This window comes from Mucilaginibacter sp. A5337 (assembly GCF_059690695.1).
The window spans coordinates 814297-828810 of sequence record NZ_JCAWEC010000001.1; the positions used below are offsets into that span (position 1 = coordinate 814297).

Annotated in this window: 13 protein-coding genes; 7 read left to right on the top strand and 6 right to left on the bottom strand. The window is 42.4% G+C overall.

Annotated features, from left to right (window positions below; all coding sequences use genetic code 11):
* Nucleotides 1-47: 47 nt before the first annotated feature.
* The 4 genes from AC59JO_RS03290 to AC59JO_RS03305 form a co-directional block, all read right to left on the bottom strand.
* The gene (locus AC59JO_RS03290) at nt 48-563 is read right to left on the bottom strand and encodes a DUF2911 domain-containing protein (RefSeq protein WP_091217799.1); all 516 of its coding nucleotides are present in this window, start codon (nt 561-563) and stop codon (nt 48-50) included.
* A gap of 322 nt (nt 564-885) precedes the next feature.
* Nucleotides 886-1113, bottom strand: a complete 228-nt coding sequence (locus tag AC59JO_RS03295) for a hypothetical protein (RefSeq protein WP_413669181.1) — start codon at nt 1111-1113, stop codon at nt 886-888.
* A gap of 5 nt (nt 1114-1118) precedes the next feature.
* Nucleotides 1119-1358, bottom strand: coding sequence for a hypothetical protein (locus AC59JO_RS03300; protein ID WP_413669182.1), 240 nt, complete (start codon nt 1356-1358; stop codon nt 1119-1121).
* 118 nt (nt 1359-1476) lie between these two features.
* Nucleotides 1477-1683: a hypothetical protein gene (locus AC59JO_RS03305; protein WP_413669183.1), complete on the bottom strand. Its 207-nt coding sequence runs from the start codon at nt 1681-1683 to the stop codon at nt 1477-1479.
* Between the two features lie 291 nt (nt 1684-1974).
* Between AC59JO_RS03305 and AC59JO_RS03310 the strand changes: the two genes are divergently transcribed.
* Nucleotides 1975-2622: a DUF47 domain-containing protein gene (locus tag AC59JO_RS03310; RefSeq protein ID WP_497303397.1), complete on the top strand. Its 648-nt coding sequence runs from the start codon at nt 1975-1977 to the stop codon at nt 2620-2622.
* Between the two features lie 122 nt (nt 2623-2744).
* Here the strand turns inward: AC59JO_RS03310 and AC59JO_RS03315 are convergent, their stop codons facing one another.
* Both AC59JO_RS03315 and AC59JO_RS03320 read right to left on the bottom strand, forming a co-directional pair.
* Nucleotides 2745-5228 (bottom strand): TonB-dependent receptor domain-containing protein, encoded by a 2484-nt coding sequence (locus tag AC59JO_RS03315; RefSeq protein WP_497303399.1) that lies wholly within the window; start codon nt 5226-5228, stop codon nt 2745-2747.
* 147 nt (nt 5229-5375) lie between these two features.
* Nucleotides 5376-5789: an EamA family transporter gene (locus AC59JO_RS03320; protein ID WP_091217818.1), complete on the bottom strand. Its 414-nt coding sequence runs from the start codon at nt 5787-5789 to the stop codon at nt 5376-5378.
* A gap of 156 nt (nt 5790-5945) precedes the next feature.
* Between AC59JO_RS03320 and AC59JO_RS03325 the strand changes: the two genes are divergently transcribed.
* From AC59JO_RS03325 to AC59JO_RS03350, 6 genes are all read left to right on the top strand, one after another.
* Nucleotides 5946-6623 carry a response regulator transcription factor gene (locus AC59JO_RS03325; RefSeq protein WP_413669186.1) on the top strand — a complete coding sequence of 226 codons (678 nt, stop codon included), beginning with the start codon at nt 5946-5948 and terminating at the stop codon, nt 6621-6623.
* The gene (locus AC59JO_RS03330) at nt 6623-7870 is read left to right on the top strand and encodes a sensor histidine kinase (protein WP_497303402.1); all 1248 of its coding nucleotides are present in this window, start codon (nt 6623-6625) and stop codon (nt 7868-7870) included. The genes AC59JO_RS03325 and AC59JO_RS03330 overlap by 1 nt, the downstream gene beginning before the upstream one ends.
* A 78-nt stretch (nt 7871-7948) precedes the next feature.
* Nucleotides 7949-9196, top strand: a complete 1248-nt coding sequence (locus AC59JO_RS03335; protein ID WP_497303404.1) for a TolC family protein — start codon at nt 7949-7951, stop codon at nt 9194-9196.
* 1 nt (nt 9197) lies between these two features.
* The gene (locus AC59JO_RS03340; RefSeq protein WP_497303406.1) at nt 9198-10127 is read left to right on the top strand and encodes an efflux RND transporter periplasmic adaptor subunit; all 930 of its coding nucleotides are present in this window, start codon (nt 9198-9200) and stop codon (nt 10125-10127) included.
* Nucleotides 10128-10285: 158 nt separating this feature from the next.
* Entirely contained in the window at nt 10286-13378 is a 3093-nt protein-coding gene (locus tag AC59JO_RS03345) for an efflux RND transporter permease subunit (RefSeq protein WP_497303408.1), read from the top strand.
* A 56-nt stretch (nt 13379-13434) separates the two neighbouring features.
* The gene (locus tag AC59JO_RS03350) at nt 13435-14436 is read left to right on the top strand and encodes a YncE family protein (RefSeq protein ID WP_497303410.1); all 1002 of its coding nucleotides are present in this window, start codon (nt 13435-13437) and stop codon (nt 14434-14436) included.
* Nucleotides 14437-14514 lie beyond the last annotated feature (78 nt).

Sequence of the window (14514 nt, forward strand, 5' to 3'; positions counted from 1 at the left end):
GACAAGGGGCCTTCAAAATTGTGAAAAATAAGGCTGCTGAATATCATTTACTTTACAGAAACAGGCACTACGATCTTATCCCAGAACATGCAAAAGCTTTTTGCATCAACTGTATAAACTAATCTTTCGTGCATTGGCGCTGCTTTGGTTTTAACATCTACACGCAGGGCGTCTTTTGACTCGTCGTATTTAAACGCACCCCACTGCTTAGCTACTTTGTTAAAAATTACTGTCCAGGTGCCGTTTTCATTTGGGATCAGGAAAAATCCATAAGTACCCGCTGCCAATGCTTTGCCTTCAACTTTAATATCTTTTGTTGTTGTAAAAGTAGTGGCTTCATTAGCACCTGCACGCCATACTTTACCGTAAGCTTCAAGTCCGCCCCAAATTTTACGGCCTTTAACCGATGGGCTGCCATAATTAATAGTAATAGTTGAACCTGCAGCTTTGCCGCTAACGCTATCGCGCGGGCTTGCTGGTTTGTCTTGCGCAAAAGTTGCTACCGATACCAATAACGCAAAAGCAAACAGGAACGCTGCCTTAAGCTGAAATGATTTTTTCATAAGATTTCTCATAATTTATTTAATATAAAGATAGATTGAATTTCGATTTAAAAACAACTATTCGTTTAAATACCTCCAACAGGTGATTTTAACACATAAAACATTGAAAATAACCAACTGAGGATTAAACCATTTGAATTTTATATTGTTTAATTAATTGAAGGACCATATTGCAGTTAGGAATAGACCGGAGGGATTCATAGCCCAAAGGTTAAACAATTGTTGTGGTTTTTTTACCCTGCCTACCATGGCAGGGTTTTTTATGTGCCGGCATCACTGCACTTTGTAAGTAAACACCGCGCGGCCAATATTACCTGCTTCATCAATCCATCATCATACAGCAAGTTTTTGAAAGTAAATTGCCATCATGGTCAAAGAAATTAACCTCTCCGTTATTCAACATCCATCTGGTGTATGCCCTTATATGATAAGTCCCCCCGGGTAATATGTTTGAAAGACTAAAATCGCCGGTTGCCAAACCGTTAACCAATTGCAGCGAGATGGATTTCAAGAGAGAATCGGCTGGGCTGACGAGGTCAACGTGTAGCATGCCGCTTAGTTTTGATAGTTCATGTTGTTCGCCCAGGGTAATGTATGCATTAAAATAAAGGGTATCACCTGCGTTATAATAGGACCTGTCAAAATGCAGGAAAGCTTTTCAATCGCTTTGCCGACCGATAGCGTTTGCAGGCGCGACACAACAGTATCTAATGGAATAACTGGCTGATTATTTTGTGAAAAAACAGGCGCAGAACAGCACAATACCGCCAACAGCGGTAATACTATTTTTTTCATAACAGGAAATGATAACAGGTTAAAACTGGTTATATAAAGGCAATTAATTATAAGTATTTATTTACAAATAAAACACTCATTTAAAATCAGTTATATAAAACACCAGTAACCAGGGCAGCTATTGCGTCAGCTCCGCATCCTGCTTCATTTCTTCCCAATAAAGTGTTTCAAGGTATATGCCGTTTTGAATAGCTACACGTGTACGTATTTTTTCTAATTCGGCCTTCACTTCTTCACTGCTGAGCCCACGGCCCAGCGAATGGTAATAAATGGCGTAACCAGTTTTACTGTTTATGCATTTATAATGCTTTTCCCCGGCTTTCATAATCGGATTAACTAATATAAATACAATACTGCAGATGGCAGGATTGTTTTAATTAAACTTAAATGTTACACAATTTTCTTAATTCAACCAGTGGGTTTCTTTTCACTTTAAATCAACCACTTACACCCTTATCAATTTAGTTTTATTACATTGGCTTAACCATTCTTAACATTAACTTAACAATTAGCATCATATTAATGGTTACTTTTATCCGCTGAATAATTTATAGTGACATATTTTAAAATCCGCTTAATATAACTACTGTAAATTCACGACTGATAAAACAGATCAATGAAGAGCACTAACTCAAAATCGATATTTCCAAACTCAAACCAGGTTTTTTACGATTTGTTCAACTCGGCTGTAGCCAATGTTACCGAAATGGCCAGGTTGCTGAACGAAGCCGTTAACGCCCCAACCTCATATGAGCAAAAGTTTAATTTCGCCCATATTGATAAACTGAAATTTAAAAGCTACGAGATCACACACAGGGTATTTTCAGAATCGGGCAGGATGCTGATATCACCGTTTAACCGTAAGGATATGTGCGACCTGGCTTCGGCAATTGATGACGTAGCCGACAGAATCACCATGGCCGCCCGCAGGATAAACCTTTACAACGTGCCCGCCATTACGCAGCCTATGATTGATTTATCGGCACTGATCCTTAAAACCAGTACCGAGCTTGAGAAGGCAGTTAATGCGATGAACAATCTTAGCAAATCATCCGAAATTTTTGAGCTTTGCAGCAACATCAAAAAACTGGAAGCCCAGGCCGATTCGGTTCACAATAAAGCCTTTGCCGATTTGCTTAATAACGAAAAAGATCCTATTGAATTAATTAAATACACCGATGTTTTTGCGGCCATGGAAACCGCTACCGACAGCTGTGAAGATACAACCCTGATTATTGAAAGTATTTTGATCAAGAACGGGTAACCTCACCTAAATCCTCTCCAAAGGAGAGGACTTTTATTAACAAAAAAGCGATGATAACTCATCGCTTTTTTGTTAATGCCGTTTATTATAAAGCCCTCTCCTTTGGAGAGGGTGGGCTGAGGTTACTTTCCTTTTTCAGATTGCGGGCCGTTATCGCCGCCATTATCCTGCTCGTTATTTTTATCCTTTTCCCTGTCTTTCTTAAACTCAAGCTTTCCAAACTTATAGCTCAGGCTTATACCGAACGATTGTACCGGCACCAGCCTCACGTTAGTTTGGTAAAAATTGCTGCCAAATGTTGATGAACTTTGGCTAACATACTTTGCGAAAGGGTTGGTAGCCGTAAGACCAATGCTTGCCTTTTTATTCATGAACATTTTGCGCATGGCAAAGTTGTAAAACACAAACTTGGGGTTGGTACCCTGAATACCTTTTTGTGATGAATTATAGTTACCAAAAAACTCGGCACTTAAATCATGGCCAAAATTGTATTGCGCGTTGAGGTTAAGGCGGTAAGCAAAAGCGCTTACATTGGCAAAGCCCGGATTTGTACTCCTTCTATCACTAAATATCATGTTGGTACGCAGGCTCAGCTTGTCGGTTACCGGCACCGATGCATAAATGTTGATGCCTATCCGCTCTTCCGAACCTATATTATAACGCTGGTTCAATGATACATCGGTATAGGTAGTGCCGTTTACATCGTATGTAGAATAAAAAGTGGTGAACTGCTGAATATCATCGGTATTACGGCGATAGAATGCCGCAACATTGATATTGGCGCCCTTGTCAAATGATTTGTTATAACCTAACTCAAAATTATCCCCTTTTTCGGGCTTCAGGTTGGGGTTACCAGTGCTGATGTTATGCGGGTCGCTGATGTTAAGGAACGGGTTCAGGTCACCGTAATCAGGGCGCTGGATGCGGCGGGTGTAGCTTAATTTAAGTGATTCGCCGCCGTTCCCAAACTTATGAGAGAAAACCAATGATGGCGCAAGGATATTATAAGACGGGATATTTACCCCCTGAAAGTCGGCTGTAGTGGTGGTATATTCATCTCTTAAACCGGCTTTCACATCCAAAAATTTATTAAATACCGATGTTGATGCAGACAGGTAATAGGCATACACTTTACGGTCGTAAGTAAAACCATAGGTCTGGCCCGGGTTGGGCACAAAGGTATTACCTCCAAAAAGGGTATCTGTTACTACATTATTGTTGATATGGTTGAATACAAGCTTGCCACCGGTTTCAAGTGTAAAGTTTTTGCTTACAGGCTGGGTATAATCAACAGAGATATCAGTTTCTCTATCCTTACCGGGATTATTGTTAGAGATGCCTGATGAAGTTATGCCCGAGTCATAATCCTGATGTTGGAATGAGCTGAACGAGTTGCGGCCAAAACTTGATGAGTATAATACATCAAGCTCCTGCCCTTCCTTAGCGAAATTCTTTTTATAATTCAGGCTCACATCGGTTGAAGTACCATTGAATTTGCTGCTTGAGTTGCGGATACTTCTGATATCAGATACCGGGTTACCTGCTGCGTCAACCTCGTTTTGATCCTGATTGGTAATACCGTTGCCATGGTTGCCGAAGTGGTTAAAACCCACACCGGCGGTCAGCTGATCTTTAGGAGTAATATCCCACGAAAAATTGATCCCCGATTCGTAACCATTACGTTTAAAATTATTACTTCCCTGCTGGAACAAGGTAGTTTTATTATTGGCCGAATCAGTAGACACACGGTTACGGGTATTGGGGGCGTTAGTGTTGATCTGGGCGTTACCGCTGAAAAAAGCGTTCACACCAAAATTGCCTTTACGGGCATTCAAGTTAAATGAACCGTTTTCGCGGCGGGTACCTGCCGATAGGTTAACACTGCCATTAACACCCTGCACCTTGCTATCTTTTAAAATAATGTTCACAATACCACCCGTACCTGCAGCATCATACTTTGCGCCCGGACTGGTAATCACTTCAATACTTTTGATCTGGCTGGCCGGGATACTGGCCAAAGCATCGGCAAGGCTGGCGCCGAAAATGCTTGAGGGTTTGCCATTGATCAGGAAACGAATATTAGCATTGCCCTGCAGCTCCACATTGCCGTCAATATCAACGGTGATCTGTGGTACCTTTTTCAAAACATCAATAGCGACCCCGCCCTGTGCACTTAAATCGTTCTGTGGGTTGTAAACCATTTTATCAATCCGGTTTTCAACGGTAGGCACTTTGGCGGTTATGGTTACCCCTTTTAGTTCATTGGCAACCGGAGCCAGTTTGATTTCGCCCAATGATATTGTGCCGTCCTTAACTATCACATGTTCGATAGTGGCCTTTTGGTAGCCTAAAAATTCGGCGGTTATTTTATATTCCCCTGCAGGGATATTGTTAATAGAAAAATTTCCTTTAGGGTCGGTGCTGATACCATTAAACGGCGATGTAGCACCTTGTTTAAATACAGATACTGTGGCGTAATCAACCGGTTGCTTTGTGGTGGCATCGGTAACTTTACCTGTAATTTTCCCCTTTGCTCCCGGGGTTGTTTGGGCGTGTAAGGCGGTTATAAAAACAAAAGAAAATAATATCAAAAAAACAGACTTCATTATATATTGCGGGTATTTGAACCACAAATTTTATAAGAAAGATTGGATTAAATCTGAATTAAATGGTATTGAAGTGTATTTGTTACAATATGATTTTGCAATGTATACATGCTTGTTACATTGTATATGAGCGCGTTACAAAACAAACTAAAAAATCAGCACAATTGTGCCTCCGATAATAAGCAAAGCGCCTATGGCGTTTTTAAGGGTTAGAGGTTCGCCCAGGAAAATAACAGAGAGCGCAATGGCTAAAGCAACACTCAGTTTATCAACCGGTGCCACCTGGCTTACTTTACCCAATTGCAGGGCGCGAAAATAACAGATCCATGAAAGTCCGGTAGCACAGCCAGACAAGATGAGGAAAGTCCAGTTGGTTTTAGTGAGACTGTTGATACCGCCATGTGTTCCTTTAAATAATGCTATGCCCCAGGCCAGTATCAGGATGACCACGGTGCGAATAGCCGTAGCCAGATCGGTATCAACTCCTTTTATACCTATTTTGGCAAAAATAGCGGTAAGCGCCGCAAACAGTGCCGAAAGTAATGCGTATATCCACCACATAATGATCAGATTTTGTATTTAACTTGCAACAAGTGAAGTACGAATTTGCTTACGTATTCTGTATAAAATCTGTGAGTAGTTTTTCGTGGCCCTACCTGCTAACCAAAAAATCCAGAATCCGTACAAATTCACAATCTAACTTTACCTAAAAAAGATTTGAAATTACTGATCATTGAAGACGAAGAAGGCCTGCGCGAAAGCATTGAAGAATACTTTGCCGAAGCCGGCAATATCTGTGAAACCGCGGCCAGTTATACTACTGCCCTTGCCAAGGTTGAACTGTACAGGTATGACTGCATCCTGCTGGATATTACCCTGCCCGGCGGCAATGGTATAGATATATTAAAAGTACTTAAAAACAATAATTATACGGATGGTGTGCTCATCATTTCGGCCAAAAACTCATTGGATGACCGCCTGCAGGGCCTTGATCTGGGGGCAGATGATTATTTGGTAAAACCCTTCCACCTATCTGAGCTTAAGGCAAGGGTTTCAGCCATCATCAGGCGTAAAATGTTTAACGGCAGCAATGTACTTAACTTCAATGAGCTCAGTATCGATCTGATGGCTAAAACGGTAGCAGTAAACGGCACGCCAGTGAAGTTTACCCGTAAGGAGTTTGCCCTGCTCATCTATTTCATCTCCAACAAAGGCAAAGTGATTTCAAAAAATGCTATTGCCGAACATTTATGGGGCGATGGTATTGACATGGCCAATAATTTCGATTTTATTTATTCACACATCAAAAACATCCGCAAAAAAATAATGGAAGCCGGCGGTAAGGACTATATTTATGCGGCCTATGGAATGGGCTACAAATTTGCCGATCAGTAATGAAGCTTTCGGAAAGGTATAACCGGGTTAATTTAATTGCTACTATTGTTATCATGCTGATAACAGGCGCTATTTATTACCAGGCTATCAGCCTGATCCTTACCAATCAAAAAGACAATTCACTGGAGGTTGAGGAGCATGAGATTTTTGATTACGTAAAGCTCAACCACCATCTCCCGCAGGTTTTTGAATCAAAAGACCAGCAGATCACCTTCTTTTCGGCCGAACCAAACTCTGTTAAACGTGAGTTTTTCAATACTACCTATTACCGCGAAAAAGATGAGGCCGAATCTGGCAGGGGGTTAATCACTTCGGTAACAGTTGGTGGCAGGTATTATAAAATCCTGATAGTTGAATCAAAAGTAGAAACAGAAGACCTTATCCAGATCATCTTCGGTATCACTATCGGCGTTATACTATTGTTACTACTGGTACTGGTAATTACAAACCGCCTGATATTGGGCAGGCTTTGGCAGCCTTTTTATAGCATTTTAAGCGAGTTAAAACTATTCAATGTTACCGATAACCGGGAAATGCCAATGTCCAATACCCCCATCGATGAATTTAACGAGCTCCAGGCCGAAGTAACGGCTATGGCCGAAAGGGTAAAAAAGGACTATAAAGACCTTAAAACCTTTACCGAAAACGCATCGCATGAGTTGCTTACCCCCATTGCAGTCATCAATTCCAAATTGGATACCCTGATCCAGACAGAAAACTTCAGCGAGCATCAAAGCAAATTGCTGAATGACCTTTACAGCGCAGTATCACGTCTGAGCAGGCTTAATCAGTCGCTGTTATTGCTGGTCAAAATCGAAAATAAATTATTGAACGACCGTCAGCACCTGGATTTGCAGGAACTAATAGACGAGCTGTTATACCAATTGGAAGATATTTTTGGCGATAAGGAGATAACTGTTATTTCATCGCTTAGCGAAAAGGAAATTGAGGCCAGTAATTATCTCATTGAAATATTATTAAACAACCTCATTATCAATTCGGTTCGCCATAACCGTGCCGGTGGAGAGATCATCATCAACCTCACTGCCGAAAGTTTAACGATCAAAAACACCGGTGAGCAAGTAGCCCTTAATCCCGAAAATATCTTTACCCGCTTTCATAAAGCATCCACATCTGAAGGCAGCGGCCTGGGGCTCACCATCTCTAAACAAATCTGTGAAAGTTTGGGTTATCAGCTGGTTTACAGCTATGAAGCGCCATACCATTGCTTCGCCGTTAACTTTTAAATTTGTTACACTCCCCGTACCAAATTTTTCCAGAATTATCCTGTAGCTTAGCTATTATTTAACACAACATATATTATTTTGACCATCCGGATAAAATGGGTTTGCGGCTTTTTATTTTGCCTGCTTAGTGCTGCTACACAGGCACAAACCTACAATCTTGAACATTATTTGGAGCTTGCCAAAAACAATAGTCCGCTGTTGAAAGACCTGCAAAACCAGGTAGCCTCGGGCCAGTTGGATATTCTCCGGATCCGGGCAGGTTACCGCCCCCAGGTAAATGCTACCAGCGGCGGTCTTTACGCCCCGGTTTCCGGCGGTTATGGCTACGCCCCGGCTATTACCAATGAGCATACACTCAACGCCTTGCTGGGCATCAACCAATCGCTCGACAGTAAAAAGAATATTGCCGCGCAGATAGACGCTGTGAAGCTGCAATCCCAATCGGCACTCAATACCGCTAAAATATCCGAGCAGGATTTGAAAAAGGCAGTTACTGCACAATACATCGCAGCGTTTGGCAGCCTGCAGCAGGTAAAATTTAACCAGGAAGTGATCACCCTGCTTAACCGAGAAGAAGAGTTGCTTAAAAAACTAACCCGTACCAATGTTTATCGCCAAAGTGATTACCTTACTTTTTTGGTTACCCTTAAGCAACAGCAATTAACTTTGTCGCAGGCAAGGCTGCAATATAAAAATGACTATACTACACTTAACTATTTAACCGGCATTGCCGATACCAGTTACATTGAGTTGCAGGACCCGGGCATCCAAAAAACTATCCGGGCAGATATCAGCAATAGCATTTTTTTTAATCAGTATAAAACCGATAGTCTTAAGCTGGTGAACAGCCGTACATTGGTTGATTTCAGCTACAAACCCAAGATCAATCTGTTGGCAGATGGTGGTTACAATTCTGATTTCCTGAGCGGGCCTGCCTATAAAAATTTCGGTGCCAGTATCGGTTTTAGTTTTACGTTACCGCTATACGATGGAGGCCAGCGTAAGATCCAGTATCGCAAGCTATCGTTAGAGGAAGATACCCGCCGCAGCTATAAAGCATTTTTTGACACACAATACCGCCAGCAGCTTGCACAGCTAAACCAGCAGATAGATGGCTCAGAAAAGCTGTTAGCACAGATAGATGAACAAATGAAATACACCGAGAGTTTGGTAAAGGTTGATACCCAATTACTGCAAACCGGCGATGTGCGTGTAGCCGACCTGGTGCTGGCGATTAACAATTACCTTGCTATAAAGAACCTTAAAACACAAACCAATATTAATAAGCTGCAACTTATTAATCAGCTCAATTACTGGAACAAATAATATGAAATTCAAACACATATACCTGGCTGCCGGCCTTTTAACACTACTGTATAGCTGCAAAGGCAATACCCAGCCCGCAGATGACGCGGGCGATGCAGGTTCGGCCGCTCAAACGCCTGTAACCGTAACCGCCGTTGCCGACAGCGCCATGGTTGATTATATCGACCTGAGTGCAACATCTGTTTTTCAGCAAAAAAATATTGTTAAGGCTAACGCAAACGGTTATATCCAAAAGGTAAACATCCTGCCTGGCCACTATGTAAATAAAGGCGAGTTTTTATTCAGCATAAAAACCAAGGAAGCACAAAGCATTGGCAATAGCATTAATGTATTGGACACAACGTTTAAGTTTTCAGGGGTTAATAAAATAAAAGCTGCCGGTAATGGCTATGTTACCCAGCTAAACCATCAGCAGGGAGATTATGTGCAGGATGGGGAGCAGCTTGCCGTAATCAGCGATCGCTCAAGCTTTGTATTTGTGATGCAGTTGCCCTATGAGCTGCGCAGCTATGTAAAAAACAACCAGGATGTGCAACTTTTACTCCCCGGCGGCGAAAAACTAACGGCACAGGTAAGCTCATCAATGCCCGCTGTTGATTCACTTTCCCAAACCCAGGGCATTGTACTTAAAGTAAACAGCGCTAATCCAATTCCCGAAAATTTAGTAGCTAAAGCACGCATCATTAAATCGGTACGGGCTCACACAGTTTCACTACCAAAATCGGCCATATTGAGCAACGAAACCCAAACCGAGTTTTGGGTCATGAAACTCATTAACGCTACTACCGCTGTAAAAACACCGGTAACAAAAGGTATAGAAACGGGCGACCGGATAGAAATTTTAACACCCAAATTTTCGGCGAATGATAAAATAGTGGTCACCGGCAATTATGGGCTGGCAGATACGGCTAAAGTGAAAATTGTAGAGTAAGCCCCTCTAAATCTCCCCTAAAGAGGAGACTTTATTGTCGTTTCACGTATAGTACAAACGAGATCAGGATTTAAATAAAATCTCACTGAATATCCCACAATCAGAGAGACATTTCAAAAGCCCTCCCCTTTGGGGAGGGTTGGGTGGGGTTTTATACTATGAACCAGCGCAAAAACTACTTTATAACCCATCGCAAGCCGTTAGGCCTGGTGCTGGCCCTGTTTATTATGGGCGGGCTGTTTGCCTATTCAAAACTGCAAACTTCACTATTCCCTGAAATTACATTTCCTAAAATAAAGATCATTGCCGATGAGGGCCTGCAGCCGGTAAATAAAATGATGGTAACGGTTACCAAACCGTTGGAGAATGCTATTAAACAAGTGCCCGACCTGCAACTGGTACGCAGCACCACAAGCCGCGGCAGCTGCGAAATTTCGGCCCTGTTTAATTGGAACGCTGATATTGACCTGAGCCAGCAGCGCATCCAATCAAGTATTGACCAGATCAAAAACGATTTGCCTGCTGATGTAAATATCAGCGTAGCCAAAATGAACCCGTCCATTTTGCCGGTAAGCGGTTATACTTTAGAGAGCCATAACCTGTCGCCTATCGAATTAAGGCAATTGGCTACTTATACAGTAAAACCATTTTTATCGCAGGTTGACGGGGTATCAGAGATCAGGGTGATTGGCGGTAAACTAAAAGAATACTGGCTCACGCTCGATCAGCAAAAAATGACCTCGTTGGGGCTAACACCTGATATTATCAGCACCACACTTGCTACTACCAATTTCGTAAAATCAGAGGGCTATCTGTCTGATTATAAGCGCATGTATCTTACCGTTACCGATGCCACCATCAACGCCAAAGATCAACTGGAACAATTGGTCATCAGCAATAACCGTAAACGGATAGTGCGCCTCAAAGATTTTGCAAGCATCCGGGTAAACGAAGGAATCGAATACACCCGCATCAATGCTAATGGGCACGATGGAGTATTAATAGCGGTAATAAAGCAACCCAACGCCAATCTTATATCTGTTAGTAATGACATGGCCGATAAGGTTGACGCATTAAAAAAATTGCTTCCCAAAGGGGTAAGTATCAGGCCGTACTATATACAAGCCGATTTTGTGAATGATTCGGTAAAAAGCGTAAGCGACAGCCTTTGGATAGGTTTGCTGCTGGCCATTATTGTTGCAGTAATTTTTTTAAGGTCATTTAAGGCAAGCATCACCATATTGATTACTATCCCTGTTACACTCGGGCTTACCTTGCTCATATTGTACTGGCTTGGTTATACCTTCAATATCATGACCCTGGGTGCCATAGCAGCTTCCATTGGTTTAATTATTGACGATGCCATTGTGGTTGTCGAGCAGATCCACCGTGTACACGAAGAATACCCGGATGAGCTGAGCAGCCATCTGGTTCGCAAAGCCATCGATTATCTTTTCCCGGCCATGGTAGGTTCATCTATCAGCACCATTGTAATTTTTATACCCTTTGTGCTGATGACGGGCGTGGCAGGAGCCTACTTCAAGGTATTAACCGATACCATGATCATTACCCTCTTGTCCTCGTTTTTTGTAACCTGGATAGGCTTGCCGGTAATTTACTTGCTTGTAACCCCTAAGCCTAAATTAAACGCTGCGGCAAAGACCAAAAAAGAAGAGGTACATACAGTAAAGCGCCAAAAATGGGTAAGCTTTTTTATCCTGCGCCCATATGTAAGCCTCATTATCATTGCCGCATTGGCAGCAGTAATTGTGATTGTACCACCTTTGCTTGAAACCGGGTTCCTACCCGATATGGACGAAGGTGCCATTGTGCTCGACTATAAATCGCCTCCCGGAACTTCACTGGAAGAAACCGACCGCATGTTAAAGCAAATAGAAAAGCTGATCGTAAAACATCCCGATGTAACTGCTTACTCACGCCGAACCGGCACCCAAATGGGCTTTTTCATTACGGAACCCAATAGCGGCGATTACCTCATCCAACTAAAAAAAGACAGGACTAAAAGCACTGAAGAAGTAATAAGCGACCTGCGCAAAATTGTTGAGGAAACTCAGCCCGCGCTGGAGGTAGAATTCGGCCAGGTGATATCAGACATGCTTGGTGACTTAACCACATCGGCCGAGCCTATTGAGATTAAAGTTTTTGGCGATAATCAGCAAACCCTCCAAAGCCTGTCGAGACAAATAGCCGGACTGGTTGAAAAGGTAAAAGGTGCTGCCGATGTACTGCCGGGCATCATTATAGCCGGCCCTACAGTAAGTATCCAACCTCACTACAGCAAGATTGCACAGTATGGAATTACCGCCGCCGATTTGCAAATGCAAATCCAGACAGCTTTGGAAGGCAATGTAATTGGCAGCTTATTGGAAAAGGAGCAGCTTTCCCCTATCCGTATGGTTTACCCCGGTAACCGCTCGCTCAATGTTAACGATATTCATAACCTGCACATATTTTTACCAAATGGCAAGCTTATTCCTATAACAGAACTTGCTTCGGTTGAATTAAGGCCCGGCGATGCCGAGATAAACCGCGAAAACCTGCAAAGCATGAACGTAGTGAGCGCAAGGCTGGAGGGCAGCGATCTGGGAACCGTAATAGCAGCCATTCAAAAAACCATTCACGATAATGTAAACCTGCCAACGGGTTATCATGTGGAATATGGCGGGGCATATGCCCAGCAGCAGCAATCGTTTAAAGAATTGCTTATCATCCTGGTAACTGCATGCCTGCTTGTTTTCGGGGTGATATTATTCCTGTTCAGGCAATTCAGGATAGCCTTGCTTATTTTGGTGATCGGTATTCTCGGTATCAGCGGCAGCTTCCTGGCTTTATTTATTACCGGCACGCCGCTTAACGTAGGCAGCTACACCGGGTTGATCATGATTGTGGGCATCATTGGCGAAAATGCTATTTTCACCTTCCTGCAGTTTAAGGAAAGTGCCATCGAAAATGAAAATAAAAACATTGATGAGGCTATAACTTTTGCCATTAGTACCCGTTTAAGACCCAAACTAATGACCGCTTTAGGCGCAATTATAGCACTGATGCCGCTTGCTTTAGGTATAGGCGCAGGCGCTCAGTTGCACCAGCCATTGGCCATAGCAGTTATTGGTGGTTTTTTAGCGGCATTGCCATTATTACTTATTGTTTTACCGGCAATGCTCCGTATATTGTACCGCAAAGGGTTCAGCACCCACTTAAATGAAATTAATGAAAGCCACAACGGTTAACACAGCATTTTTACAGATTCGGGACTTAATTTCATGGCAATAAACAATCCCGAAAAATGAAAAAGCAAATTTTGGCCGTAGCCTTGCTTATTGCAGGTATAGCTCCTTTTAAACTCAGCGCACAAACCTATGTGGCCGATAAAACTATCGTGCTTCCGGGTGATGGCGGTTACGATTATCTATCTATTGATAAAGTAAACCGCAATCTGTACGTATCGCACGGCACATCGGTAAATGTTATTAACCTGGATACCGAAAAGCCCGTTGGCGTTATTGATAACATGAAAGGGGTACATGGTATAGCCATAGTAAATAAACTTAACAGGGGCTTCATTAGTGATGGCAAGGCAAATGCTGTAGTGGTTTTTGATTTAAAAACTTTTAAAACCATCACCACTATTGCCCTTACGGGGGCCAATGGCCCGGATGCCATTATGTATGACCCTTACTCAGATCGCGTGTTTACCTTCAACGGCGAAAGCGATAACTCGTCGGTAATCAATCCGGCGACGCTTAAACAGGTTGGTACTGTTGCACTTGGTGGCGGACCTGAATTTGCGGTATCTGATGGGAAAGGCAAAATTTATAATAACCTTGAAGATAAAAGCAGCCTCAATGTTATTGATAGCAAAAGCCTTAAAGTAATTAAAAACTATCCTCTTGCACCCTGCGGCGGCCCGACCGGCTTAGCACTTGATGCTGTTAATCAAAAACTGTTTACTGTTTGCCGCGAAAATAAAGGCGTAAGTGTTGTTGATATCCAAACAGGTAAAGTAACTACTACCCTGCCAATTGGTGCCGGCGTTGATGCTGTTGTTTATGACCCGGAAACCAAATTGATATTTTGCTCATGCGGCGATGGTGTTACTACCATCATTAAGCAAAAATCGGCCAATGAATACGAGGTAATCCAGAACCTCAAAACTGCTGAAAGAGCCAGAACAATGGCACTCGACGCCAAAACCCACAAAATTTATTTAAGTGTAGCACAATTTGAACCTGGTACACGTAAAACAATCCCAAATACTTTTAAGGTACTTGTTTTCAAACAAAACTAAAGTAAATTTTATATGAAATTTATATGAAATGATCATGAAGATTTTCCTTATTCCTGATATTACTAATAAATTTTTACA

Bases quoted from the DNA above. Each gene is read 5' to 3' on its own strand.
- AC59JO_RS03290 (WP_091217799.1), bottom strand. From the start codon at position 563: ATGAAAAAATCATTTCAGCTTAAGGCAGCGTTCCTGTTTGCTTTTGCG.
- AC59JO_RS03295 (WP_413669181.1), bottom strand. From the start codon at position 1,113: ATGCTACACGTTGACCTCGTCAGCCCAGCCGATTCTCTCTTGAAATCC.
- AC59JO_RS03300 (WP_413669182.1), bottom strand. From the start codon at position 1,358: ATGAAAAAAATAGTATTACCGCTGTTGGCGGTATTGTGCTGTTCTGCG.
- AC59JO_RS03305 (WP_413669183.1), bottom strand. From the start codon at position 1,683: ATGAAAGCCGGGGAAAAGCATTATAAATGCATAAACAGTAAAACTGGT.
- AC59JO_RS03310 (WP_497303397.1), top strand. From the start codon at position 1,975: ATGAAGAGCACTAACTCAAAATCGATATTTCCAAACTCAAACCAGGTT.
- AC59JO_RS03315 (WP_497303399.1), bottom strand. From the start codon at position 5,228: ATGAAGTCTGTTTTTTTGATATTATTTTCTTTTGTTTTTATAACCGCC.
- AC59JO_RS03320 (WP_091217818.1), bottom strand. From the start codon at position 5,789: ATGTGGTGGATATACGCATTACTTTCGGCACTGTTTGCGGCGCTTACC.
- AC59JO_RS03330 (WP_497303402.1), top strand. From the start codon at position 6,623: ATGAAGCTTTCGGAAAGGTATAACCGGGTTAATTTAATTGCTACTATT.
- AC59JO_RS03340 (WP_497303406.1), top strand. From the start codon at position 9,198: ATGAAATTCAAACACATATACCTGGCTGCCGGCCTTTTAACACTACTG.
- AC59JO_RS03345 (WP_497303408.1), top strand. From the start codon at position 10,286: ATGAACCAGCGCAAAAACTACTTTATAACCCATCGCAAGCCGTTAGGC.
- AC59JO_RS03350 (WP_497303410.1), top strand. From the start codon at position 13,435: ATGAAAAAGCAAATTTTGGCCGTAGCCTTGCTTATTGCAGGTATAGCT.